The sequence below is a fragment of the Planotetraspora thailandica genome (genome assembly GCF_016863335.1).
Taxonomy (GTDB): domain Bacteria; phylum Actinomycetota; class Actinomycetes; order Streptosporangiales; family Streptosporangiaceae; genus Planotetraspora; species Planotetraspora thailandica.
Genome location: NZ_BOOR01000049.1, coordinates 15,471 through 40,345, shown reverse-complemented (window position 1 = coordinate 40,345; position 24,875 = coordinate 15,471). Strand labels below are relative to the sequence as shown.

At 69.0% G+C, this 24,875-nt stretch carries 20 protein-coding genes; 9 read left to right on the top strand and 11 right to left on the bottom strand.

Annotated features, from left to right (window positions below; all coding sequences use genetic code 11):
• Window positions 1-49: 49 nt before the first annotated feature.
• Window positions 50-769, bottom strand: coding sequence for an alpha/beta fold hydrolase (locus Pth03_RS28145; protein WP_239119427.1), 720 nt, complete (start codon window positions 767-769; stop codon window positions 50-52).
• Between the two features lie 19 nt (window positions 770-788).
• Complete coding sequence (locus tag Pth03_RS28140; RefSeq protein ID WP_203947428.1) at window positions 789-1,760, bottom strand: alpha/beta hydrolase; 972 nt, start codon at window positions 1,758-1,760, stop codon at window positions 789-791.
• A gap of 316 nt (window positions 1,761-2,076) precedes the next feature.
• On the opposite strand from Pth03_RS28140, the gene Pth03_RS28135 reads away from it, so the two are divergent.
• The gene (locus tag Pth03_RS28135; RefSeq protein WP_203947427.1) at window positions 2,077-3,057 is read left to right on the top strand and encodes an AraC-like ligand-binding domain-containing protein; all 981 of its coding nucleotides are present in this window, start codon (window positions 2,077-2,079) and stop codon (window positions 3,055-3,057) included.
• Between the two features lie 54 nt (window positions 3,058-3,111).
• On the opposite strand, the gene Pth03_RS28130 is transcribed toward Pth03_RS28135, so the two are convergent.
• The 3 genes from Pth03_RS28130 to Pth03_RS28120 form a co-directional block, all read right to left on the bottom strand.
• On the bottom strand, window positions 3,112-5,415 hold the full coding sequence (locus Pth03_RS28130) for an XRE family transcriptional regulator (protein ID WP_203947426.1): 2,304 nt from the start codon (window positions 5,413-5,415) through the stop codon (window positions 3,112-3,114).
• Between the two features lie 189 nt (window positions 5,416-5,604).
• A complete protein-coding gene (locus Pth03_RS28125; RefSeq protein WP_203947425.1) occupies window positions 5,605-5,841 on the bottom strand; it encodes a hypothetical protein in 237 nt (78 codons plus the stop codon).
• 36 nt (window positions 5,842-5,877) lie between these two features.
• A complete protein-coding gene (locus Pth03_RS28120) occupies window positions 5,878-6,594 on the bottom strand; it encodes an alpha/beta fold hydrolase (RefSeq protein WP_203947424.1) in 717 nt (238 codons plus the stop codon).
• A gap of 319 nt (window positions 6,595-6,913) precedes the next feature.
• Here Pth03_RS28120 and Pth03_RS28115 point away from each other — a divergent pair, with 319 nt between their 5' ends.
• Complete coding sequence (locus Pth03_RS28115; RefSeq protein ID WP_203947423.1) at window positions 6,914-7,498, top strand: TetR/AcrR family transcriptional regulator; 585 nt, start codon at window positions 6,914-6,916, stop codon at window positions 7,496-7,498.
• Here the strand turns inward: Pth03_RS28115 and Pth03_RS28110 are convergent.
• From Pth03_RS28110 to Pth03_RS28090, 5 genes are all read right to left on the bottom strand, one after another.
• A complete protein-coding gene (locus Pth03_RS28110; RefSeq protein WP_203947422.1) occupies window positions 7,492-7,971 on the bottom strand; it encodes a helix-turn-helix transcriptional regulator in 480 nt (159 codons plus the stop codon). The two genes, Pth03_RS28115 and Pth03_RS28110, sit on opposite strands and share 7 nt — an antisense overlap.
• A 97-nt stretch (window positions 7,972-8,068) precedes the next feature.
• Complete coding sequence (locus tag Pth03_RS28105; protein WP_203947421.1) at window positions 8,069-8,998, bottom strand: AraC family transcriptional regulator; 930 nt, start codon at window positions 8,996-8,998, stop codon at window positions 8,069-8,071.
• A 324-nt stretch (window positions 8,999-9,322) separates the two neighbouring features.
• The gene (locus Pth03_RS28100; RefSeq protein ID WP_203947420.1) at window positions 9,323-9,679 is read right to left on the bottom strand and encodes an STAS domain-containing protein; all 357 of its coding nucleotides are present in this window, start codon (window positions 9,677-9,679) and stop codon (window positions 9,323-9,325) included.
• 450 nt (window positions 9,680-10,129) lie between these two features.
• Window positions 10,130-10,378 (bottom strand): hypothetical protein, encoded by a 249-nt coding sequence (locus Pth03_RS28095; protein WP_203947419.1) that lies wholly within the window; start codon window positions 10,376-10,378, stop codon window positions 10,130-10,132.
• A 328-nt stretch (window positions 10,379-10,706) separates the two neighbouring features.
• Window positions 10,707-11,498 carry an oxidoreductase gene (locus Pth03_RS28090; protein WP_203947418.1) on the bottom strand — a complete coding sequence of 264 codons (792 nt, stop codon included), beginning with the start codon at window positions 11,496-11,498 and terminating at the stop codon, window positions 10,707-10,709.
• Window positions 11,499-11,721: 223 nt separating this feature from the next.
• Here Pth03_RS28090 and Pth03_RS28085 point away from each other — a divergent pair, with 223 nt between their 5' ends.
• On the top strand, window positions 11,722-12,333 hold the full coding sequence (locus tag Pth03_RS28085; protein WP_203947417.1) for a TetR/AcrR family transcriptional regulator: 612 nt from the start codon (window positions 11,722-11,724) through the stop codon (window positions 12,331-12,333).
• 158 nt (window positions 12,334-12,491) lie between these two features.
• A complete protein-coding gene (locus Pth03_RS28080; RefSeq protein ID WP_203947416.1) occupies window positions 12,492-13,388 on the top strand; it encodes a polysaccharide deacetylase family protein in 897 nt (298 codons plus the stop codon).
• Between the two features lie 205 nt (window positions 13,389-13,593).
• On the opposite strand, the gene Pth03_RS28075 is transcribed toward Pth03_RS28080, so the two are convergent.
• The gene (locus Pth03_RS28075) at window positions 13,594-14,334 is read right to left on the bottom strand and encodes an arginase family protein (RefSeq protein WP_203947415.1); all 741 of its coding nucleotides are present in this window, start codon (window positions 14,332-14,334) and stop codon (window positions 13,594-13,596) included.
• Between the two features lie 54 nt (window positions 14,335-14,388).
• Here Pth03_RS28075 and Pth03_RS28070 point away from each other — a divergent pair, with 54 nt between their 5' ends.
• The 5 genes from Pth03_RS28070 (at window position 14,389) to Pth03_RS28050 (ending at window position 24,874) form a co-directional block, all read left to right on the top strand.
• On the top strand, window positions 14,389-14,652 hold the full coding sequence (locus tag Pth03_RS28070) for a LysR family transcriptional regulator (RefSeq protein WP_203947414.1): 264 nt from the start codon (window positions 14,389-14,391) through the stop codon (window positions 14,650-14,652).
• Complete coding sequence (locus Pth03_RS28065; protein WP_239119425.1) at window positions 14,649-14,936, top strand: LysR substrate-binding domain-containing protein; 288 nt, start codon at window positions 14,649-14,651, stop codon at window positions 14,934-14,936. Before Pth03_RS28070 ends, Pth03_RS28065 begins: the two co-directional genes overlap by 4 nt.
• Window positions 14,937-15,057: 121 nt before the next feature.
• On the top strand, window positions 15,058-15,768 hold the full coding sequence (locus Pth03_RS42220) for a phage tail protein (RefSeq protein WP_275413221.1): 711 nt from the start codon (window positions 15,058-15,060) through the stop codon (window positions 15,766-15,768).
• 405 nt (window positions 15,769-16,173) lie between these two features.
• Entirely contained in the window at window positions 16,174-23,718 is a 7,545-nt protein-coding gene (locus tag Pth03_RS28055; RefSeq protein ID WP_203947411.1) for a type I polyketide synthase, read from the top strand.
• Window positions 23,719-23,854: 136 nt separating this feature from the next.
• Window positions 23,855-24,874, top strand: a complete 1,020-nt coding sequence (locus Pth03_RS28050) for a 3-oxoacyl-ACP synthase III family protein (RefSeq protein ID WP_203947410.1) — start codon at window positions 23,855-23,857, stop codon at window positions 24,872-24,874.
• Window position 24,875: the final 1 nt, after the last annotated feature.

Genomic DNA, 24,875 nt, shown 5'->3' with positions numbered 1-24,875 from the left:
GGCCGTCGGCACCGGAGACGGCCCGCCGACGGTTGCCTGTGCCGCCTGATCAGCTCGTGGCGTGTACCGCGTCACGAATCAGGTCGGCGACCTCCTTCGGCTGGGAGACGGCGACGGCGTGCGAGGCACCCCCGAGCTCCACGATGGTCGCCCCGGCCCGCTTCGCGCCGAAGCGCTCGACCTCGGGGTTGATCGCCTGGTCCGCGCCGGACACGAGCGCCCAGGAGGGCTTGGTCTTCCACGCGACCGCGGAAGCCGTCTCCCAGAAGGCCGCGACGGCGAGCGGACGCTGTGTCACCGCCAGGACCTTCGTGACTTCCCCCGGCACATCGGCGGCGAAGACGGTGGGGAACGCTTCCTGGGTGATGGCGACCTCTGCTGCGGGATCGGCGCCCTCGACGGGGTAGGTCGCCTCCTTCAGGTTGGCGGCCAACGGAGAGGCGGGGAAACGGCCCTGAAGCTCGCCGAGGCTCTCGCCCTCTTCGAGGACGTAGGCGGCCACGTAGACCAGCCCGACGACGTTCTCCGTGACGCCGGCCACGGTGATGACCGCACCGCCGTACGAGTGGCCGACGAGCACGACGGGACCGTCGATCTGGGAGGCCACGGAGGCGATGTACGCGGCGTCGGAGGCCAGTCCGCGCAGCGGGTTGGGCGGGGCCACGACGGGAATGCCGTGGCTCTGCAACTCGGTGATGACCCCGGCCCAACTGGCGGCGTCCGCGAACGCGCCATGGACGAGAACGACGGTGGGGGTAGAGGTGGTCACGGCTGGGTTCTCTCCTCGTTCAGGCGGTGTGAAGGGCGGCGCGCAGCGTGCCGACGGCCAGAGTGATGGCGGCCTCCGCGGCATGGGTCTCGCGCAGGGCGTTGAGCATCACAAAGTCGTGGATGATCGCCTGGAAGCGCACAGCGGTGACGGGCACGCCGGCCTTGCGGAGCTTGTTGGCGTAGGCCTCGCCCTCGTCGCGCAGGACGTCGGCCTCGCCGGTGATGACCAGAGCCGGGGGCAGGCCGGTGAGCTGCTCGACGGTGGCACGCAGCGGAGACGCGGTGATCTGGGCGCGCTCGCCCTCGTCCGTCGTGTACTGATCCCAGAACCACTGCATGCCGTCACGGCGCAGGAAGAAGCCGGTAGCGAACTGGTGGTAGGAAGCGGTGTCGAAGCTCGCGTCGGTGACGGGGTAGAACAGCACCTGCTGGACCAGGGGAACGTCCCCGCGCTCCTTGGCCATCAGGGTGAGCGCGGCGGTCATGTTGCCGCCGACGGAGTCTCCCGCCACGGCCAGCCGTGAGCCGTCCAGCCCCTTGAGGGCGCCCTGCTGGACGATCCACTGGGCGACCGCGTAGTTCTGCTCGATGGCGACGGGGTAGCGAACCTCGGGCGACAGGTCGTACTCGGGGAAGACCACGGCGGCGCCTGCGCCGACGGCGAGTTCGCGCACCAGGCGGTCGTGGGTGTGGGCGTTGCCGAAAACCCAGCCTGCGCCGTGGATGTAGAGGATCACCGGCAGGGTCCCCTCGGCGCCGGCGGGCCTGACGATGCGGGCGCGGACGCTGCCCGTCGGGCCGCCCGAGATGGTGATCCACTCCTCGTCGATCGCCGGCTTCTCGATCTCGCCGGACTGCACTTCGTCGACGGCCTTGCGCCCTTCCGCCGGGGGCAGGTCGAACAGGTACGGCGGGTTGGCGGTGGCCTCCGCGAAGGCGGCTGCCGCGGGCTCCAGCACCGGCTGAACGGGCGTGACGGAGTCGGACATATGAATCTCCTGGAGTTTCGCTGTTACGCCGGTCCTTCCGGCAAGGCGACCCGGGTCACGTGCGACGTGCTCCGATGTCGTCGCTTCACGCTAAAACCACGGATCGGGCAGTGATCGCCCGCCAGCGCACCACCGCTGCACCAGCAGCGCACAGAAGACGGCGGCATCCCCGATGCGCATCGGTGCGCTGAGGGCGGGGGAAGTTCCGCGGGTGAAATCTTCCTGCGATTCTTCCTGGACTGTCCGGCGTCGAAACTGTGTCATTTCGGTACCGGCTCCGACCGCCGGTCGATCCCGATGACCGTGGAGGAGTTCGGTGTCCGTCGTCCTGTCCACCGCGCCTCTGTCCGCCTCCGACCGGGCGGAGCGCTGGCACGAAGCGGTGTCTCGCACCTTCATGCCAATGGATGTGGCTCTCCTCGAGAAGGCGCCGTCGCCTGGAACGATCGTCAGCGATCAGCTCGGTCCCCTGCGGATCTCTCGAGTCCAGGCGGGACCGCAAGTGGTGACGCGCAACCGGCGACTGATCTCCCAGGACGGCCAGACATCACTCATCCTCAGTCTTCAGCACCGAGGCACCGCGCTAAAGGAGCAGGACGGGCGAGAATCCCTGATAAATCCAGGCGAATTCTCCATCAGCGATTCGTCTCGCCTGTTCAGGAAAAAGCTCGACGGCGAATTCAGTTTCACCTCGTTCCATTTCCCTCGCGAAGAGCTTCACGTGCGGGACGAGGATCTTCGGGCGCTGACTGCAACGGCTTTCACCGCCGAAGAGGGCAGCGCCGCACTGGTGGCCACCTATCTGGCGCGTGTGGCGCACGAAGCGGCGGGCTTCGACGACGCCGTCGGCCGTCGAGTCGCCGCCACTGCGCTCGACCTGGTGGAACTGCTCATCGAAGAGCGGCGGGGTCGCTCTGCTCCCAAGGCTCCGCAGACTGGTGCGGCCACGCTTGTACGCGTGAAGGACCACATCATGCGCAACCTTTCCGACCCCGACTTGTCACCGGCCAAAATCGCCGAAGCGCACTTCGTATCGGTCCGCTACGTGCACCAGTTGTTCCAGATGGAGGGCGTCACGCTGGGCGGGTGGATTCGGATGCAGCGGCTGGAGCGGTGCCGCCGGGACCTTCTCCGGCCCATGGCCAGGGAACTGGGGGTGGCGGCCATTGCCCGGCGCTGGGGTTTCGTGAGTCCCAGCCACTTCAGCCGCGTCTTCCGCACGGCTTACGGCATGACGCCTCGTGACTGGCAGGCGGACAGCGTGTCCGGCGAACGGCGCGCCACTGGAAGCGATTGAAGTAGCACTGTCCTCCTTCCGGCCCCGACGCACCTCGACCGGGCCACCCGCCACTCACAACCGGATCGGCGACGGCGGCCGGCCGGCGGCAAGGGCGTCCAGGCCTGCGCGGGCCTTTTCCACTGTGACCGAGGGGATGCGGCCTTCCAGCGTGAGCACTGTGTGGTACTCGATGGCGGCCTCGGCGTCTTCACCGAGGTGGGCCAGCGCATGAGCCAGGTTGAGATGGACCTTGCCCGCCTGCTGGTGCCATCCGCGGGCGTCGAACTGCCCGCGGATGGGACGCAGAACATCGACCACGTCCGGCCAGTTCGCTTGATTGAGATGGACGAACGACACGTAATACGTGGCGATCAAGGCGGTGAAGTCCCGTACGTTCGGCGGAATGCGGTCGCGGTTACGCGGATCAGCGAGGGCGTCCATCACCTCCCGGTAAACCGTGATGGCTTCGTGCCCCCGGCCGGCCTTGTCCAGGATGCCGATGGCCACGTTGCAGGCTTGGAGGTATCCGTTGATCTCGTCGGCCTGGGCGAACAGTCGCATGGCTCGCCGATAGTTGTCCGCGGCGGGTGACACGTCGTCGACCCGGTTCTGCAGTCCGCCGAGATAGGAGTGCGCCCACGCTTGCTGGACGACGTCCCCAGCGGCCCTGGCGAGGTCGAGTGCGCACGTAGCGGCCTCGATCGCCTCGTCAAGGCGGTGTTCACAGCTCCAATAGGCCCATGCGAGGTAGTTGCGGTGGGTGGCTTCCAGTACGGCGTCGCCAAGGGCCGCTCCAGCCTGGGCGGCGCATTCGTAGATCTCAACCCAGTGGCTCCAGGACACCCAGTTGTCGGAGAACCAGTGCATGGCTTCCGCGACCTCGGTGACCTTGGCGTGCTCGCCACCCTTGGCGGCCTCGCGGAAAGCCGCCAACCAGTTGTCACTCTCCACTTTGATCCAGTGCAGCGCCTGCTCACGCTCGTCGAGAGCGACCAAGCGAGAGGGGTCCGGCGGCGGCGCACCGTACCCCGGCTCATACCAGCGACCGGCGACGATTGCCGTGTCGAGCAGCCATGTACGCAGCCGAGAACTGGCGGCCGCCGACTCCTCCTCGCCGTCCTCCAAGCGGTGGCGAGCCCTGGCATACAGGCGCAGCAGATCGTGGAAGCGGTAGCGATCCTCGCCGTAGGTCATCAGCAGCCCCGCCTCCAGCAGTTCCTCCAGGACGTCTTCCGCGGCAGGCAGGGACACGCCCGCGAGCACGGCCGCCAGCGGCACGCTGAAATCCTGTCCCGGCACCAGCGACAACAGCCGGAACATCCGGGCGACCTCAGGAGCGAGACGCGAGTAGGACAGAGAGAACGCCGTGTTGACGCGCACGTCACCGGCGCTGAGCGAGTCCAGCCGGCGATCCTCGTCAATGAGCCGGGCGGCGAGTCGTTGCAGACTCCAGTTCGTACGGGTCGCGGCCCAGTTGGCGGCCACACGCAAGGCCAGGGGAAGACCCCCGCACAACTCGGTCACCGAGCGTGCGGCTTCCGGCTCCGCGTCCACACGGCCGGCGCCGACGACGGCACGCAGCAAGGAGGCGGACTCCTGCTGGGTCAGTGCACTCAGTTCTACGCGCTGCACTCCCTCCAAGCCGGCGAGGGTCCGACGACTGGTCACCACCACCATCAGACGCCCCTCACGCGGCAGCAGGGGTCTGACCTGAGCCTCGCTGCCGGCATTGTCCAGGATCAGGACCGTCCGGAGCCCGGCTGCGATCGTGTGATAGCGCGTGAGGCGCTCCTCAGCGCTCAGTCGTGCCGCCTCAAGATCAGCGACGCCCCATGCGCCCAGCAGACGCAGCGCCGCCTCCTCCGCTGAGAGTGGCTGCGCATCCAGGCCTCGCATGTCCAGCAGGAACGCCCCGTCCGCGAGACTCGGCGCGCATTCCTCGGCCAGCCGGACCGCCAGGGTCGTCTTGCCGCTTCCGGGCGCACCGAACAGCACCGCCACCGGTGGTGCGACGGCGATCCTTCCCTGGCCCTGCACCGCAGTGTCCTCGGGCGGCGGCTGCACGAGGGCGCGCAGCTTGGCCAATTCCGCGTGACGCCCGACGAAGTCCCGGACGCCTCTGGGCAACGTGTGGGGTGACGCCTTGAGGGATTCGACGGGCTTCGCGCATGGACGGGCGCCACGGGCGGCCGTCAGCAGTTCGGCACGCATCCCTTCGTCCAACTGCAGACCCTGCGCGAGCGCGGCGACCGTTCCACGATGCGGACGCAGACTCCGCCCCCGCTCCATGTCACCGATCGCTCGCCCTGAAACACCGGACGCTTCAGCCAGCTCCTCGAGCGTCAAGCCACGAGCCTGCCGCAACTCCCGTAACATCCGACCGAATCGCATCCCGCTCCCGCTTCCACTGCTCCCCCGAGTGGCACTGCCCGTCCAGATTGCCAGGGCCTTCCGTGTCGACCTGGCACCGACGTCTGAGTCAGCCGTGCAGGGCTTCCTTGAGTACGGCGACGGCCTGCGCGACGGCGGCCTTGGTCGCGTGAGTGTCATGCATGGAATTGACCATCACGAAGTCGTGAATGATCGCCGCGTACCGAACCTGCGTGACGGGAACGCCCGCCTCGCGCAGCTGATCCACTCCTCGTCGACCCCGGGTTTGAAGATCGGGCTGTCCTGCACTCCGTCGACGGCCTTGCGTCCCGCCTCCGGAGCGAGCTGGTAGAGAAACGGGGGCTCCGAGGGCGCATCGACGAATTCCTGCGCCGCCTTCTCAAGCGAGATGCCCAAGGGGTTTCCTGCCATGATCGTGCCTTTGCTCCTTGTGAGCCAGGTTGGATGTCAGCCGAGTTCGGCGATCGCGTCGGTGATGAACGTCGCCACCTCGGCCGGGTGGGTCTGCATCACCAGGTGAGGGGCATCGATCTCAAGCACCTTCCGGAGCCCGGCCCGCTTGTAACCGAAGCGCTCGACATCGGGATTGATCGTACGGTCGGCGCCGGAGACGATCCCCCAACCCGGCTTGGTCTTCCACGCCGCCACTGATGCGGGCTCTCCGAACGCGATCGCCGACAAAGGCCGCTGCGATGCCGCGAACACCTTCGCCTTGTCCGGCTCGACGCCGGCGGCGAACACGGCAGGAAACGCGTCGATGTTCACCGACACATCCGTGCCGGGCTCGCCGCCCTCGACGGGGTACGGGGAGTAGACGAGGTTCGCCGCGAGCTCGGAGTCGGGGAATCCGCCCTGCAGCTGTCCCAGGCTCTCGCCCTCCTCGAGGGCGTATCCGGACACGTAGACGAGCCCGACCACGTTGTCGGCGACACCGGCGACCGTGATGACGGCGCCCCCGTAAGAGTGGCCGGCGAGGATGGCCGGCCCGTCGATCTGCTCGACGAACGACTTGATGTAGGCCGAGTCGCCGGACAGGCTGCGGTTGAAGACGGGTGGCACGAGGACCTTGTAGCCCTGGTCAAGCAGCCGCAGCGTCACAGGCGCCCAGCTGGCGCCGTCGGCGAAGGCGCCGTGCACAAGCACGATGGTGGGAGTTTCGGACACAGATATCCCTTTCTTTCGAGATCTTGGCTCAAGTCTTGGGCTGTGGCGCAGCACGGATATGCACTCGCCGGGCGGCGCGGGTTCGCCGCACTGGATGTACGCGCCGCGACCGCCGTAGGGACGGAAGAGCCACGCCCCCATGGTTATGGAATCGCGCCTCCACAATCAACTCCCTGCACGAACTGCACAGAGACCCAGCGCTCACGGTCAATCGGCGACCGCCGTCAACGATGGACGGGCCATTCGGCATGGCTCGTAAACCTTCGTTGTTGGTAGCGTGGGCCAGATGGGACGTCCGAGACGGTTCGACGAGTCGGCCTTGCTCGACGCCGCACTGGAACTGTTCTGGTCCAAAGGATTCGACCGCACTTCAGTGGAAGACGTCTCAGCCGCGGCAGGGGTTGGAAACGGCAGCATCTACGCCGCCTACGGCAGCAAGATGAGGCTGTTCCTGACCGTCTTCGACCGATACTGCGAACGCCGTACCGAATTCGTGCGAGAGGTGATCCTGTCGGCCCCGGGGTCCGTGCGGTCGGCGGTGCACGCACTCTTCAAAGCGATCATCGCTGACTGCGCGTCCCATCCCGATCGCCGGGGATGCCTGATGATCAATAGCATCGCGCAGTTCGGGGACCACATGCCCGAGGTCGTGGCGATCAGCACCCGGGCCACGGAACAGATGGAAGCAGGCATCGCCGACCGCCTCCGCAGCGCGACCGGTCCAGACATCGCCGATGTCGGCGAAGACAGAATCTCCGCGCTCAGCGCGAACATCCTGCTGGTCTCACAGGGCCTGATCCAGCTCAGTCGTCTGGGAACACCTGCCGAACGGTTGCACGAGGTCGCGGAGGTCTTCTGCGACGCGCTGCCGTTTCCACGGGCGAGCATGAGCCCGGTCTACTGATCGAGGATGGCTTTCGAACGTCGCCACTGGACTGGCGAACAGCCGAATTCTCGACGGAACGCGCGAGCGAAGCTCGCGGGACCGCTGAACCCCCAACGCCGGCTCACCACTGCAACAAGTCCGCGCTCGCTCCGCTCGATCAGGAGATCGTCACGCGCGCGCTCGAGCCGGAGCCGCCGGATCAAGTTGCCGATCGTTTCCGGCTCGCTCGCAAACGCCAGGTGTAGCGCGCGAACGCTGATGCCGAGGTGCCGGGCGACACCCGTGACGCTCAACTCCGGATCTCGCAGATGTGTTGAGACGTACCGGTGCGCGCGGCCTCTCACTTCGCTTGGGCGGCCCAGCGATCTTGGTTGAGCGGCCTCGGGGCAGGCGGCGATGAGGGCATCGGCTGTGGCCGACAACCGTCGTGCGTCCGCGTCCGAGATCCCGGGCCGGGCGACCCAGATCGACTCGACGAAGCTGTCGATCACCGCTTCGAGCGCACCGCGTCCGGAACGAGACCCTGGCGCTGCTTCGAGTCGCCCGTCGCTGATGTCATGAGACCGTGCGCGGACCGAGCCCGCGGAGCTACGACTCATCAGTCAGGCTCCCGCCGAGGGCGGTTCTGCGCCATTCCGTCGGCGACATACCGAAGGTTCGCCGGAATGACCTGCTGAAGTGAGCGCTACTCGTGAACCCCCAACTGCGGGCGATCGCGCTCACCGGAAGATGACTGAACGACGTGTCGGCGAGGCTCCGTCGGACGGCTTCCAATCTCAGCTTCGCTATCGTGCGGGCGACAGTGTCGGGTTCGGATTCGAACACCGCATGCAACGTCCTGACGGAGACAGCAAGCTCTCGCGCGATCATGTCCGGCCCGAGCAAAGGGTCGGCGAGGTGCGAACGCATGTATTCATTGGCGGCAGCGGCGAGCCCGCGCTGATGCAGTTCAGCAGGTGAAGTCCGCCCGAGCTGCGAGTCGCCCAGCAGTGCGACCACATCGACGATGGCTGCCGCCACCGCCTCACGGCCAACCGGGTCGAGATCCTGCTCCACGTGAGCGGTGCGAGACAGGAGGGCTCCGAGCACAAACCCGATCCCCGACCGGGCACCCACGGGACGGCTTGCGAGCGCGGCCAGCCGAGATGAGTCGAACCCGAGAACTCGTTTGGGGATCTGCACGATGGACACCGAAAAGGGGTCCGGGTACACAAACCGGAATGGCCTCGCAGCGTCGTAGAAGAGTGCCTGCCCCGCGCTCGCCACCGTGGCACCGCGACCTTGCTCAACGGCGAGGCGACCTGCGTGAACAAGGTGAAGTTGCACACCTTCCTCGGCCGTGGCAGGAACCTCATCGAGAAGCGCGCGCACCCTTTGCGGCACCGATTCGATCGTGGCCATCGCAACCGGCCCCAGAGAATGACGGCGCATGCGGCGGTAGGAGGGGCCATCGTCGATGATCTGTGCTTCCATCTGCACCAATACGCACGAAGGGCTGGACGGCAACAGCGTGGTCATCACATCCTCTCCGCCACCGGCAGCCTCTGCCGAGGAGCCGGTATCAAGGTCGGCCGGTCCACCGCCGGCATTCGGGTCTACCCAAAGGTACGTGGGTCGCGTGAAACTCCGGCCGGGGCAGCGGCAGATGTGGTGCATGCCGCGAAGGCCCGTTCAGCCGGGACGGGGGCGGCGGTGCACGCCCGCGGGGTCACCTGACCGGCGGGACAGGATTGCACTCGTGTCGCAGAACGTATGAACAGCATGAAGACGGCCCCGCTCCCCGAAGGCGCGGGGCCTAACCGTCGAAGCCCTGTGTGAGCGGGACGATTGATGGCGCGATGGCTACGAGCGCGACATCAATTCGGAGAGAGCTTCGACGGTGGTTTCATCGATTTCAAACAGGTGACTCAGCCGTCCTGAATCAAGCATGCGCTCCAGGTTGCCGTGGACTCCGGTCAGCCGCAGGGCGCCCCCGGCCCGCTCGAGATCCTGGCGGATCTCCAGTAAGACCTCCAAGCCCTCAATGTCACAGAACTGGAGAGCGGATGTGTCTATGACCAGCGCCGTGCGGCCGTCATCGATCAAGTTCTTGAGGACCTCGCGCACCGCCGGCGCGGCTGAGAAATCGAGGCGCCCTGACACACTGACCACGGAGGTCCGCAGGACGTCCGTAACGGAAATGCTCTCTTGCGCCGCCATAACGCGCACCTTCGCCTGATTGCGATGGGTTTGCCCTTACGGTACCCGGTGGCACCTCAGCCATCGGTAACGGCTGCGTTCAATACCGGATCAAAAACGGCTCCCGCCCACAGGTCATGGTCATGCGGCGGCAAGCACGTAAAGGGAACTCGCCGGAAAGCTTCCAGCCGCTTAAATGATCTCTTCCGGTACGGAGACACCCACAAGTGACATGCATAGCTAAGCTACGCAAGGTAGCTAATCGACTACCCGCCAATCGGAGGGGGATCATGATCAAGACCTTCGCCATTGCCCTACTGCTCGCCGTGGCAGGGTTGATCGGCTTCGGCCTCATCATGGCCCGCCGGGAGCAGTCTCACCGACGTCCCATGACCCGCCGCCGGTAAAGCTCCGCGCCCCGCCGCGCGATCCTCCGACCGGCCTTCCAGGTCGCGGGCCTGCTTGTCCGAGTCAGCCGGCACGGCGGCCAAGCTCCTGGTCGGCGGCCGCGCCGAGCAGCGCGGCAGCGGCCGACACCTCCCGCAGCTGGTCCGGCGACATGCCTGCGACAGTAGTCTCCACCTGCGCGATGTCGCCCCTGTACGCCCAGAACATCGCGCCTTGCGCCGCGAGGATGCGGCCGGCCTCGGCGATGCCCTCCTGCAGGGCGCCTACCGCGTCCTGCAACTGCCTCGCCCAAGGCTGCTCGTGGTCTGTCACGTCGCCCCCTCCACTTGGTCGATGCCCGACGAGGCGCACGCAACCGCGCCGTCGAATGGAACCACAGACGGCATTGTGACGCCTGAACGACCCATTTCAGTGCCACTGAAGTCGACAAAACCAGAAACGAAGTCTGCCCTCTTGAATGGGACCAGCCCACAGCCGGACACGACCGCCCGATTCGTCTCGTACGCGGACGCTCCGGGCGGCCGCCTGTCGTGAGCCTCTATATATAGGTGTAATTAGGCGCCCCGAGGAGCTGCGCCTCGGGGCGCCGTCGCACACCAGGGGCCCTCGGGAGGGCTCTCCCCCAACGAAGCGCTTGGGATCAGGCTCCGCCAGTGGCATGGAGGTCGGCCCCGGCGATCCACTGCGCTCGGTCGGAGACGAGGAACGCAACGGCCTCGGCCACGTCTCGGGCGTCGCCTGCGCGCCCGAGAGGAACGGCAGCGTATGCCTGTTGCACACTGCCTCCCATTGCTTCCATCACTGACTGCAGCAGCTCGGTCCCGCCGGGCGTCTCAACCGTGCCGAGCGTGAGGGTGTTGACCCGGACGCCGGCCGGGGCAAGCTGAGCGGCCAGGCCCTTCGACCAACTGACCAGTGCGGCCTTGGCCGCACCGTAATGGAGCATGGGCGCGGGCGGATTGGCGGCGACGCCCGTCGAGATGTTGACAATGGAGGCTCGGTCAGCCTGCTGCAGCGCCGGTAGAGCCGCGTTTGTCACGCGCACCGCGGACAGGAAGTTGATGGCGAGGGAGTCCTCCCACTCCCCGTCGGGAATTGCACCGAAGTGCGCACGAGCGGCCCCCGCGTTGTTCACCAGGATGTCCAGTCCGCCAAGCGCCTCAAGTGCGGCGTCGACCAACTGGCGCGCACTTTCGGCCGTCCGGATGTCCGCGCTGATGAACGTGGAGCCCTTAGGCGTCTCGGCGCTCCAGCTCCTGGCGCTGGTGACAACAGCGGCACCACCGCTGATCAGGCGCTGTGCGACAGCGGCCCCGACTCCTCGGGAGCCACCGGTGACGAGCGCTCGCCGCCCGGCGAACTCTCCAGGGACGGGGGAGGTTGGGATGTACATGAACATGCCTTTCCGGAAACGATCAAGAAGTTGAAACATAAATCATCATACTCAGAGTCTGATGAAAGTCTATAGCCGCACCTGGTGAGGTCTGCCGGGCCGCAGCGGGGTGGAGCCGAGCCTGGCTCAGGTTGGATAATGGCGATCCGGAGCCGATGCGGTCGCAGGAGCAGGAACCCCGCCACGGAGGGTTCCCACCGCGCGATGACCGGGAGGGTGGAGCAACGTGCCGGGGACGCCAGGGAGCAGGGCGCCGTACCGCTTGGGCATCAGGGCTCAACAAGCCGCGAACACGCGCAAGGCAGTCCTCAAAGCCGCGGCCGAACTGTTCACCGCACGCGGCTACGCCGCGACCTCTGTGGATGCCATCGCCGAGGCCGCTGGAGTCAGCCGCTCCACCGTCTTCACGGCAGCGGGCGGTAAGCCATGGCTCCTCAAAACCGCCTACGACCAGGCGATTGTCGGTGATGATCGCCCTGAGAGCCTTGCGGAACGGCCCGAATCACGTGCGATGCAGTCCCTCACCGACGGCGCCGAGATCGTGGCCGCCTACGCTGCCATCCTTGCCGGCGCAGTGGCACGTGTGTCGGCCCTATACCACGTCGTACGGGTGGCGTCCGACGCGGATCCGGACGTCGCCGCCCTCTGGCAGGACGTCCAGCGGCAACGGAGAGCCGGAGCCGAGCAGATCATCGCCCTCGTCGTCGCTGCGGGTGCCTTGTCGAAACATCTCGATGCCGACCACGCCGCAGACGTGATCACGGTCTACAACGACCCCGGCATCTACCACCACTTGGTAGGCGCCCGAGGCTGGACCCACGAAGCGTTTCAGGACTGGCTGGCTCGAGCTCTCGCCCGAGAACTCCTGGGCTGAACAGGCTCTGCGCCTGCCTCCATTGGTGGTTGTCCCAGCCCCGGAGCGCCCGCCCGCGTACGGCCCTGGCCGGTGTTCTTCCGGCACCGGATGGCACCGGACGGCGCGGCCAGTGCCGGGTAGGACCAGGACCATCGGCGACACGGGGGACGCAGACCATGACCACGGCGCACGCCTTCTGGCCCGACAGGGCGCGGCTGGCCTTCTCGATCACCGTGCAGTTCGAGACAGGCGGGCAGCCGATCAGCGGCGCGCCCGGGCCGATCAGCGAGCCGATTCTGCCCGGCTTCCCCGATCTCGGGCAGAACAGCTTCTTCGAGTACGGCGCCCGCGAGGGCATCCCCCGCCTCCTGGACCTGTTCGACAAGCATGACATCAAGGTGAGCACCTACATGGTCGGCGAGGCGGTCCGCCGCCACCCTGGCCTGGCCGCCGAGATCGTGCGCCGCGGGCACGAGGCCGGCGCGCACGGGCTCAGCTGGCAGCGCCAGTACCACATGTCCCGCCCGGAGGAACGAGCGTGGATCGCGGGCAACGTCCAGGCCATCGAGGAGGCCACCGGCACCCGGCCGACCGGCTACACCAGCTACTGGATCCGTCCCGGCGTCAACACCCTGGAGATCCTGCAGGAACTCGGGTTCCGGTACCACATCGACGACCTGTCGGCCGACGAGCCCTTCCTGCAGACCATCAACGGCAAGCCGTTCGCCACCGTCCCCTACACGGCACACCTGAACGACATCGTCAGCTACGACTTCGCCGCGTTCAACCCGGTCGCCTACGAACGGCAACTCATCGACGAGTTCGACCAGCTCTACGAAGAGGGGGTACACAGGCGCCGGATGATGGTCATCGCCCTGCACGACCGGCTGTCCGGGCACGCCTCCCGGGTCCGGGTACTCGACCGCGTGCTCACCCGGCTGCGCCAGCACGACGACGTGTGGTGGGCCCGCAAGGACCAGATCGCCGAGTGGATCCTCGCCCATCCCGAGACCGCCACATGGGTCGAGCGCGACCCCGCCCCCGTCAGCGGCCTGCCCGGGTCCAGCGCCTGACCGCCGGCCGCTGCCAGGCGAGCAGGTGCCGGACGAGCAGGTGCCGGGCGAGCAGGTACCAAGTCCCACGATGACAAGGACCGCCCACTCAATGATCGTGAGTATCTCCGTCGCGCCCGGCACGGCGTTCTTCGGCAAACCGGCCTACCGGCGCCTGCCTCGGGCCTTTCCGTAACGGTTACGGACCGGATCTCCGTTCGATCTTCTACGGACGGGACGCGCTGCACAGCCGGACGAGTTCGGGGACCAACCGCCTGAGCATCTCCTCGTCCTGCGGGTCCGAGGGCGCGTATTCGGTGATGCCCAGGCCGACGATTTCGTGCAGGGAGGCCAGACCGGCGATCGCCTCGGTCAGCGCCTCCGGGGACAGGCCGTGAGGCTCCGGATAGCCGACCGAAGTGATGCCGTCCAGGACGTCGAGATCCACGTGGATGTAGAGGACCGCGTTCTCCTGGATCGTGGACGGGCCGCCGATGCCCGCCCGCCGGATGAAGTCGGCCTCCGCGGGATCCAGCGAGCGCGTTCCGACCAGCGCGACCTGGTCTGGACGCAGCGCAGGCGAGGGCACCAGGCTGGACGGGCCTTCCCCGAGGAGCGTGCGAAGGATCATGCCGTGGAAGGCGCCCGAAGGGGACGTGGCAGGGGAGTTCAGGTCGCCATGGGCGTCGAACCACACCAGGTGAAGGCGGTCGCCGTACCGGCGCAGCGCCGCGGCGACCGGTTCGAGCTCGACGCCGCAGTCCCCGCCGACCGTGACGGTGAAGCCGTCCTGAGGGAGGGCCCGCCGGACGCGCCCGGCGTTCTCGTCCAGGGTGCCCTCGGCGTCCACGCGGACGTGCCGGGCCTCAGGAACCATCGCGGCCAGCCGGGAGGCTCCTTCGACCAGTCTGGGCGCCGTGGGCGAGCCCGACCCCTGCCACTGAGGGACTTCAAGGACGGTCAGCATCCTGCCTCCACTTATCGACGACTTGTGGCTGGGTCACAGTGTCGCGTGGTCCAATTGGCACTCGCCACCCTGGAACGCGAGGCAAAGGTCCCGTTGTTCGAACGCGCCGGGCGCCGCCTGCGCCGTACAGCGGAAGGCCGGCGCCTCGTCCGGCACGCCCACATCGTCCTGAACGCGCTCGACGCCGCGGAGGAAGACCTGCGCTCGGCCTCGACCCCGAGAGGACCGGTTCGGGTGGCCTGTTTCGCCACGGCCGCGGTCACCGCCTATTGCCCGCGATGGCAGCCGCCAGAACCGGCGATCCGGAGCCGCACGTGATCGTCCACGAACTCGAACCCCACGACGCGGTCGAGGCGCTCCGCGACGGCAGCTGCGACCTCGCGATCACGTTCACCTACAACCTGATCGCCGGGGATCCTCCCCCCGGGGTCTCCCGGCAGGTCCTGAGTGTCGAGCCCATCCTGATCGCCCTTCCCGCAGACCACCGGGCCGCGACCGGCGAAGTGGACCTCAGGGTCCTACGCGAAGAGCAGTGGATAGCGGGCTCCCGCGGTACCACCGACCACGAGATGCGACACCGCACCAGCCGCTACCCAGCTTGACGTGCAGCAACGACTGTTCACCATGTTTCGGTGCCGAAGCGTGATGTCAGATGCGTCAACCCAGGGGGCCACCCAACCGTGTCCGTCAGGACATGACGGTCATGGGGCTAGGAGGTCTCATATGGCACACAACGAACGGTGGCGCCGTCCGACGGGACGCGGGCTGAGATTGGCGGCCTTCTTGGCCGTGGCCGCAGCGGCGGGCGGTCTCGCGACATCTGGCGGAATCGCCCTGGTGAGCGCATCTTCTACACCGAGCACGATCTACGCCTGCGTCAGCAAGACCACACGAGCTGCCCGGATCGTTCCCTCGACGACCAAGTGCAAGACGACCGAGTCGCGGCTGTCCTGGAATGTAAGGGGACCCCAGGGTCCCACCGGGAAGACCGGCGCGACAGGCAAAACGGGGGCTCAGGGCCCGGCGGGTAAGACCGGCACGACCGGTCCTCAAGGCCTCAAGGGTGACGCAGGTTCGCCGGGCGCGACCGGTCCGGCGGGCCCGCAGGGTCCGGCGGGTCCCACCGGCCCCAAGGGCGACTCGGTTCCGGACCCGCGTTTCGGCACCGGAACCAGCCTTGCGACGGCGGGCAGCGGGACGGAGTGCACCATGGGGTCCGTATGGCTGGTGGCAGGCAGCGTCGCCGGAGGCACGCCGGCCGCCGGACAGACATTGGCCATCAACCAGAACCAGGCGCTGTTCGCGTTGCTCGGCACCTCGTACGGGGGCGACGGACGGACCACGTTCAAGCTGCCCGACCTGCGCAGTGCCGCCCCGAACGGGCTGACCTACGTGATCTGTACGCGCGGCGTCTTCCCCGCGCGCGAGAGCTGACCCCGGAGCGGCAGGACGTCAAGAGACTGTACGGCTGAACCCCGGTCGCCCCGCCGTACAGTCTCTCGGACAGGTGCTGTGATCAGGACGGGCGTCGAGGCCGCTGTGCAGGCGCCGCAACGCGTCCAGCCATCCTCTGCACAGACACATGCCGCATGCTGAGCGGCTGGAATTGCGCCGGTGGAGCCGGTGCGTCAGGCGGTCCTCACAGGTCTCCCCCATTACTTCGCATAACACCATTCTCTTGGGCAAATACATAGAGTATCTATGCATATACCGGGAGTTGTGATGACATAGTGGCCGACCCGCCTAGCCCTGCGCCAGGCGCGCTAGGTGGAGCCTCGCCGAGACAGCAAGCCGACCGGCGAAGTGCCAGTCGTAGTGGACCTGAGCAGGAAGGGCGACATGAGCGCGGACGACCCGACAGTAGAGCAGGCATGGCCGGAGCACGCGGCGGCGGTGGTGGGCGTGGGATGCCGCCTGCCTGGTGGGATCGTGAACCTGGACGGGCTGTGGCAGGCGTTGCGGCAGGGCGCCGATCTGGTCGGCCAGATCCCGCCGAGCAGGTTCGAGGCCGATCGGTTCGTCGACGACACCATGCCGAGGCTGAACAGAAGCTACACCCGGGCCGGAGGCTTCCTCGACGAGGACATCACCGCCTTCGACGCCGCCTACTTCGGCATCTCCCCCAAAGAGGCCGCCTCGATGGACCCGCAGCAGCGGTTGCTCCTGGAGATGGCGGTCGAGGCCCTGGACGACGCGGGCATCGATCCGGCGGTGCTGGCAGGCACGGACACCGGAGTGTTCATCGGCATCTCAGATCCCGCCTACGGCACGATGCAGGCGTTGGAGCCGGGTGGCATGGGCCCGTACTCGATGTCGGGGGCGACCCTGTCCATCGCGGCCAACCGGCTGTCGCACTTCTTCGACCTGCGCGGGCCGAGCATGAGCATCGACACCGCGTGCTCCTCGTCGTTGACGGCCGTGGAGCGGGCCTGGCGGTCCCTTGCGGAGGGATCCAGCCGGGTGGCGCTGGCCGGCGGGGTCAACCTGCTGATCAGCCCGGGCCCCTTCATCGGTTTCAGCCAGGCGTCGATGTTGTCGCCGACCGGCCGGTGCCGGGCGTTCTCCGCCGACGCCGACGGGTTCGTACGCGCGGAGGGCGGCGGCGTGGTGGTGCTCAAGCGCCTGGCCGACGCGATCGCCGACGGGGACCGTATCCACGGCGTCATCGTCGGCGCCGCCGCCAACAACGACGGCCACACCATGGGGCTGGCGTTGCCGAACGCCGAGGCGCAGGAAGCCCTGTTACGGCAGGTGTACACCACGGCGGGCATCGGCCCCGACGAGATCGTGTACGTGGAGGCGCACGGTACCGGCACCCAGGCCGGTGATCCGGCCGAATGCCAGGCGCTGGGGCGGGCGCTGGGCAGCCGGCGCACGCGCGGAGTCCTGCCCATCGGCTCGGTGAAGTCCAACCTGGGGCACCTGGAGCCCGCCTCCGGCATGCCGGGGCTGTTCAAGGCCCTGCTGGTACTCCGGCACCGGATGATCCCGGCCTCGTTGCACGCCGCCACGCTCAACCCCCGTATCGACTTCGACGCCCTGGGGCTGGGCGTCACCGTCGAGCCGCGGCCGCTGGACGAAGCAGGCGAGCGGTCCGTGGCCGGAGTCAACTCCTTCGGGTTCGGGGGCGCCAACGCCCATGTGGCGCTGGCCGCACCGCCCGCGCCCAGGGCGGCCGAATCGGCGGCACTCCCCGCAGGAGCGCTGCCCGTCGTCGTGTCCGCGCGCAGCCAGCCCGCGCTGCGGGAGGCCGTGAAACGGACCGCCGCGCACCTGGCGTCACTCGATGAACGCGATTTCTACCACGTGGCCTACACCGCGACCCGGCGGCGCGGCGGCCACCGGCATCGCGCCGTGGTGCTGGCCGATACCGCCGCCGCGGCGGCACGGGCGCTGGCGAGCCTGGCGGACGCCCCGGATTCGACCGGCCCCACCGGTGAGTCCGGTGCGGGCAGGCGGCTCGGAGCCGGGGACGCGGCGGTGGCGGAGTCGGAGACGGTGGAGCACGGACGGGTGGCGTTCGTGTTCTCCGGCAACGGTTCGCAGTGGGCCGAAATGGGCGCCGATCTGCTGTCCGACGAGACCTTCCGCTCGGCTGTGGAAGCGGTCGACGCCGAATTGTGCGATCGGCTCGGCTGGTCGGTGCTCAAGGAACTGTCCCTGCCTGCCGACCAGTCACGGCTGTCGGCGACCGAAGTGGCGCAGCCGTTGCTGTTCGCCGTCCAGGTCGGGCTGGTGGAGATGCTCAAGGCGGCGGGCGTACGGCCAGGAGCGGTGCTCGGCCACAGCGTGGGCGAGGTCGCCGCCGCCTACGCCGCCGGCGCCCTGTCGCTGGCCCAGGCGGCGCAGGTGATCTCCGAGCGCGGCATGGCGCAGTCGGTCACCCGGGGGCAGGGCCGGATGGCCGCGCTCGGGCTGCCCGAGACCGCGGCCAGGCAGATCCTGGCCGGCTACCCGCAACTGGAGGTCGCGGCGGTCAACTCCGACCGCGACGTCACGATCGCCGGACCGGACGCATCGCTGAAGAAACTGGGTGAGGACCTCTCCTCGCGCGAGATCTTCTTCCGCGAGCTGGACCTGGACTACGCCTTCCACAGCGGCGCCATGGACCCGGTACGGCAGCCCCTGGCCGAGGGACTCGCCGGGCTGCGGCCCTGCCCGGCGCGTGTCCCCATGGTGTCCACGGTGACAGGCGACCTGGTCCGGGGGCCGGAGCTGGACGCGGCGTACTGGTGGCGGAACGTCCGGGAGCCGGTGCGGTTCGCCGGGGCGGTCGAGCGGGTGCTCGGCGACGGCTTCGACGTGCTGCTGGAGATCGGCCCGCATCCGGTGCTGCGCTCGTACCTGCGCCGCATAAGCGGCACCGCCCGGGTACGCGCAGCCGTCGTGACCACCTTGCGCCGTGACGAGCCAGGCCCGGCGCGCGTCCGCTCCGCGGTCGCCGAACTCGTCGCGGCCGGTACGCGGCTCGACTGGGATCGGTACTTCCCCCGCCCCGGCGCGGTGCGATCGCTGCCTGCCTACCCCTGGCAGCGCGAACGGCACTGGATCGGAGGCCCGCACACCTGGGTGCAGACCAACGTCGACACGACGATCCAGCATCCGCTGCTGGGACAGCGGATGCCGGTGCTGGACCCCACCTGGCAGGGGGAGATCGACCGGGTACGGGTGCCCTGGGTGGCCGACCACCGGGCCGGCGGCGCCGCCGTCATGCCGGCCACCGGATACGTGGAGATGGCCATCGCCGCCGCCCGGCTGGCCATGCCGGACGCCGCCGACGCGGTGGAGGTGGACAGGGTCGACATCAGCCGGGCCATGGTGGTGCCGTCACAGGCCGCCGCCGATCCGATATACGCGCAGACGTCGCTCTCCGCCGAGACCGGGGTGGTCACCGTGGCCAGCGCCGGCCGGCAGGCGGAGCAGCCCCGCGAGCACTTCCGGGCCCGGGTACGCCCGCTGCTGCGCCGGATCCCGCCGCCGCTGGACGTGGCCGCGCTCCGCGCTCGCATCGGCACGCGCGTCGACGTGCCCGGCTACTACGCGCGGGCCGCCGAAGGACACATGGTGTGGGGGCCGGAGTTCCAGGTCCTGACCGAGCTGTGGATGGGCGAGCGGGAGGTGCTGGGCGCCTACTCGTGCCCGGAGCAGGGGCAGGGGCGCTACCAGATGCATCCGGTGGTGCTGGACAGCGCCCTGCAGGCCGGCGTTCTGTGGCTGGTGGAGTCGCTGCGAGCGGGCCGCGGCTACATGCCCGCCGCGATCGGCTCGGTCCGCCTGTGGGGAACGCCCGCAGCACAGGGACTGGTGTACGTGCGGGAACGCTCCAGCAGTGCCGAGGAGGTCTGCTGGGACATCGTGGTCGCCGACGACGACGGCCGGATCGCCGCCGAAGTGGAGGGCTGCCGGCTACGCCGGATGCCCGGCGTCCACATCACCCCGGTCACCCGTTACGAGATGGCGCTACGGGCCGCGCCCCGGACCGGCACGCCCGCCGAGCCGTGGCCGGCCCCCCGCCCCGGGCAGATCCTGTCCGGCGCGGCCGAGCAGATCGACCGGCTGCGCTCGGCGTGGCACGAACTGGACTACCCGCGGTACGCGGCACGGCTCGAAGAGGTCTTCGCCCACACGTTGGCCGGCGCGCTCGGCGAGCTGACCGCCGAGCGGTCGACCGGCCTCGAGGAACTGATCGAGGCGTGCCCAGAGGCGCACCACCGGCGGATGCTCCATGCGGCGCTGCCGCTGCTGGAACAGCACGGACTGCTGGAGCGGCCGGTCGAGGGCGGCCCTCGCCTGACGCTGACGGGTGCGGACCCGCGCGAGCTGCACCGGAACCTCCTCACCCGGGGAGCAGCCTTCCCCGCCCAGAGCGCCCTGGCCGTGCGGGCCGGCCGGTGTCTGCCCGAACTGCTCGCAGGCCGGCGTGCCGGCTCCGACGTCCTGGGCTCCGGCGGCGGTCATGAGCTGATGGAGCAGTTCCACGACGTCGGACCGGTCAACCTGTTCACCAACCGGATCGCCAGGGCGCTCGTCGACCAGATCGTCCGGCGATGGCCGGCCGACCGTCCCCTGCGTGTCCTGGAAGCCGGTGCGGGGACGGGCGGCACCACCGCCATGCTGCTGCCCGTCCTGCCGGCCGACCGCACCCGCTACCTGGTCACCGACCTCGCCGAAGGGGCGTTGACCCGGCTACGGCAGCGCTTCGCCGGCTTCGACTTCGTCGATTACGCCGTCCTCGACCTGGACGCCGACCCGATCGAGCAGGGGCTGGCCGCGGGCGGATTCGATCTCGTGGTCGCGGCGAACAGCCTGCACCTCGCCCGTGACCTGCCCGCCGCGCTGCACCACCTGTCCGCCCTCCTGGTTCCCGGCGGCCAGTTGCTCATCGCCGAACCGCACCGGATGGGGACCCTGCTGCCGTTCCTCGGCATGCAGGAGGAGTTCTGGAACTTCACCGACCGGCACCTGCGCCCGCGCTCGCCGCTGCTGTCCCGGGAAAGATGGCCGGAGGTGCTGGCGGAGGCCGGATACACCGAGGTCGTCCAGACCGGCGACGACGACGAACTCGCGGCGGGCGACTTCTCGGTGATGCTGGCCACCGCCGGGGGCACTCCGGCCGCCGGCCACCCCGTACCGGACGCCGCCGGCACGTGGATCCTCGCCGGTGAGGACGGCACAGACGCTCTGACCGCCGAACTGCAGGCTCTGCTGCGAACCCGCGGCGGCGACGTGCTCCGCTCGCCGCTCAGCGACGATCCCGACCACTGGACCGCTCACCTCCCACCCACCGCCCAGACGGTCACCATCGCGGTCATCCTGGGCGGAGCGGACGACACGGATCCGAAGGAGACCGTCGAGCAGATCACCCGGCGGGCCGCGGCGCTGCGGGCCGTCGCGCTGGCCTGCGAGCAACTGCCCGAGCACGTCGCGACCACGGTGTGGCTGGTGGCCCGCCCTTGCGCCGCGCTGCCAGAACCCCGCCTCACCGACGTCCGGCTCCACCCCGAGGACGCGGCGACCTGGGGGACGATGCGCTCGCTGAGCAACGAGCAGCCGCGGCTGGCGATACGCCGGCTCTGCCTGCACCCCACCGGTGACGCCGCACAGGACGCCGGCCGCCTGGCCACAGAACTGCTCGCCCCGAGTGAGGAGGACGAGATCCTGCTCACCCGCCGAGGACGTTTCGTGCCGCGGCTGCTGGAGTCAGGCGAGCACGCCCGCAGCCTGCCCGTCGGCTCGGGCGGCGCCTACCGGCTCAAGGTGTGTGATCCCGGGCTGTCGTACACGCTGGCCTGGGAGGAGATCCCGATGCCGCAGCCCGGGCCTGACGAGGTCGTGGTCGAGGTACGGGCGATCGGGCTGAACTACCGCGACGTGATGCGCGCGGTGAACCTGCTGCCCACCGAGGCCGTCGAAGCGGTCTTCGGCGGGCACGAACTGGGCCTGGAATGCGCCGGGATCGTCACCGCCGTCGGTGCCGCCGTCACCGGGACGCAGCCCGGTGACCGGATCATGGCCGCGGGACCCGTCGGATTCGCCAGTCACGCGAGGGTCAAGGCGTGGGCGGCCGTCACCATGCCCGAGGGGATGACCTTCACCGAAGCCGCCACCATGCCGATGGCGTTCTCCACCGTGCACCACTCGCTGGGGTACTGCGCACGGGTCAAGGCGGGTGAGACGATCCTGGTCCACGGCGGCGCCGGTGGGGTCGGCCTGGCCGCGCTGCAGTACGCCCAGTACCACGGAGCCCGCGTGATCGCGACCGCCGGCACCGCCGCCAAACGTGACCTGCTGCTCGCGATGGGAGCCGACCACGTCCTGGACTCGCGCAGCCTGCATTTCGCCGAGCAGGTCAAGGAACTGACCGGGGGCCAGGGAGTGGACATCGTGCTCAACTCGCTGGCCGGTGAGGCCATCACCCGGGGCATGGAATGTCTGCGGCACGGCGGCCGGTTCATCGAGCTCGGCAAACGGGACATCTACCAGAACAGGTCCCTGCTGCTGCGCCCGTTCTCCGACAACATCGCGTTCTACGGCGTGGACGTGGGCACTCTCATGTGGAAGGCGCCCGAGCTGATGGCGGACAGCACGTCGCAGGCCGCGCCCCTCTACCGCTCCCGGCGGTTCCGGCCGCTGCCGCACACGGTGTATCCGGCGGCCCGCGTCGCCGACGCCTTCGCCATGATGCGCCATTCCCGGCATATCGGAAAAGTCGTGGTGTCCTTCGACCCACGCGACGAACCGGTCACCGTCCGGCCCCAGCAGATGGAGCCACGCCTGGAACCGGAGGGCACCTACCTGGTCACGGGTGGCCTGGGCGGGTTCGGCGCGGCGACGGCTCGCCGCCTCGCCCGGCGGGGTGCCCGCCACCTGGCCCTGCTCGGCCGCCGGGGCGCCGAGGCGCCCGAGGCTCCCGCTCTGCTGGAGGAACTGGAGAGATCGGGGGTGGAGGTCCGCGCGTACGCGGCCGACGTGGCCGACCGCGACGCCATGCGGCGGATCCTGGACGACCTGGACGCCGGCGGTCACCCGCTGCGCGGCGTCGTACACGCGGCCATGCACCTCGACGACGGCCCGCTCGCCGACCTCGGCGACGACCGGATCCGAGCCGTCCTGCACCCCAAGGTCGCCGGCGCGATGGTGCTGGACGAACTGACCCGGGATCGCCCCCTCGACCTGTTCGTCATGTACTCCTCCCTCACCACCGTCGGAAACATCGGTCAGACGTCGTACGTCGCCGCGAACCTGTTCCTGGAGGCGCTGGCCCGGCAGCGACACCGGCAGGGCCTGCCCGGACTGGCGGCCTGCCTGGGCGCGCTCGCGGAAACCGGGGTCCTGACCCGGGGCAGGCAGGGAGAGGCGCTGGCCAAGGCCGGGATCCCGCCGATGCCTCCCGCCCGGGCGCTGGACGCCGTGGAGGCCATGCTCGGCGAGCAGGCCGACGTCGCCATGGTGGGCCGCTGCGACTGGGGCCGGTTGCGGCAGGTCCTGCCCAGCCTGCAGCGTCCGTGGTTGTCCCTGGTGCTGCCGCCCGGCACGGAGCAGCAGGGGCCCGACCTGCTGTCGCTGCTGGCGGAGATGAGCTACGAGCAGAAGTACGCGTACGTCACCGAGCAGATCACCCGGTTGTTGTCCACCGTCCTGCTCACCCCAGCCGACCAGATCGCCGAGGACCGGCGGCTGGACGAGTACGGACTGGACTCCCTGATGGCCACCGAACTGCTGACCTCCATCCGCAGCCAGTTCGGCATCGACATCCCGCCCATGGAGCTGATGCGCGGCGGCGGCACCGTCACCGACATCGCCAACAGCATGCTCATCCGCCTCGGGCTGCGCGGCGAACAGCAGCCCGCCGGTGCGAGCCCCCGTACCGGAGAGCCGGCCTGAACCAGCGACGATGCGGCCCGTGACCGCGGCACCGTCCGCGGTCACCGGCCCCTTCCGTCCCCCTCCCGACCGCCGGCCGTGCTAGGCCCGGCGCAGAAGAACGGCCCAGTAGAACGGCACTGAAGAGAGGTCTGCGTTGACCCAGCTGCACACCCGGATGACCGGGGTGGCCGCCCACCTGCCAGAGACCACACTGAGCACGGCTGAGCTGGAAGACCGGCTCGCCGACCGCAACCCCACCCTGGACCTGCCCCGAGGACTGATCCACGACCACAGCGGAGTCCGGCGCCGGCACATCGCCCTCCCCCACGAGAAACCGTCCGACCTGGCGGCGCACGCCGCCCGCCGGGTCCTGGAGGACAACGACCTGCAGGCCGCCGACCTCGATCTGCTCATCTACGCGGGAGTGTCGTCCGACGCCGTGGAGCCGGCCACCGGACACGTCGTCGCCGCCAAGATCGGGGCCTGCTGCCCGGTGTTCGACATACGCAACGCCTGCAACAGCGTGTTGAACGCCATCCAGGTGGCCGATGCGCTGATCTCCGGCGGCCGTCATCGGCGGGTCCTCATCTGCTGCGGAGAACTGCCCACCGCCGGCACACCGTGGACCCTGGCCGGCGCCGAGGAGTACGTCACCGTCGCCGCGTCCTACACCGTCTCCGACGCCGGCGCCGCGTTGCTGCTGGAGGCCGGCACCGAACCGGGGGTGCTCGCCCACCGGTTCTCCGCGTACTCCGCCGGATGGGAGGCGGCGGTCTCCGCGGTGGACAACCTCACCACCGACCCGTGGGCTGGCCGGCCCACCATCGGGCCGCTCATCGTCAACTCCGCCCAGTTGGTGCGCGGCATCGAGAACATCGACTACGCCGTCTTCCACAAACCCCTCGCCGATCTCGGGCTGACCTGGGACGACTTCGCGGCCATCTGCGTGCACCAGGCATCGCTGGCGACGCTGTGGTGGTTCTGCGACCAGGTGCGCATACCGCAGGGCAAGGTCGTCGTCACCATCGCCCAGCACGGCAACCTCGTCGCGGCGACGCTGCTCGTGCAACTGGCGCGGGTGGTCGGCTCGGGACGGGTACGGCGCGGCGACCTGGTCGCCCTGGTCGGCCTGGCCAGCGGGGCCAGTGCCGGAATCGTCGTCGTGCGGTGGTGAT

Coding starts and splice junctions, on each gene's coding strand:
- Pth03_RS28140 (WP_203947428.1), bottom strand. CDS start 1,760: ATGTCCGACTCCGTCACGCCCGTTCAGCCGGTGCTGGAGCCCGCGGCA.
- Pth03_RS28130 (WP_203947426.1), bottom strand. CDS start 5,415: ATGTTACGGGAGTTGCGGCAGGCTCGTGGCTTGACGCTCGAGGAGCTG.
- Pth03_RS28125 (WP_203947425.1), bottom strand. CDS start 5,841: ATGGCAGGAAACCCCTTGGGCATCTCGCTTGAGAAGGCGGCGCAGGAA.
- Pth03_RS28105 (WP_203947421.1), bottom strand. CDS start 8,998: ATGACCACGCTGTTGCCGTCCAGCCCTTCGTGCGTATTGGTGCAGATG.
- Pth03_RS28100 (WP_203947420.1), bottom strand. CDS start 9,679: ATGGCGGCGCAAGAGAGCATTTCCGTTACGGACGTCCTGCGGACCTCC.
- Pth03_RS28090 (WP_203947418.1), bottom strand. CDS start 11,498: ATGTTTCAACTTCTTGATCGTTTCCGGAAAGGCATGTTCATGTACATC.
- Pth03_RS28080 (WP_203947416.1), top strand. CDS start 12,492: ATGACCACGGCGCACGCCTTCTGGCCCGACAGGGCGCGGCTGGCCTTC.
- Pth03_RS28075 (WP_203947415.1), bottom strand. CDS start 14,334: ATGCTGACCGTCCTTGAAGTCCCTCAGTGGCAGGGGTCGGGCTCGCCC.
- Pth03_RS42220 (WP_275413221.1), top strand. CDS start 15,058: ATGGCACACAACGAACGGTGGCGCCGTCCGACGGGACGCGGGCTGAGA.
- Pth03_RS28055 (WP_203947411.1), top strand. CDS start 16,174: ATGAGCGCGGACGACCCGACAGTAGAGCAGGCATGGCCGGAGCACGCG.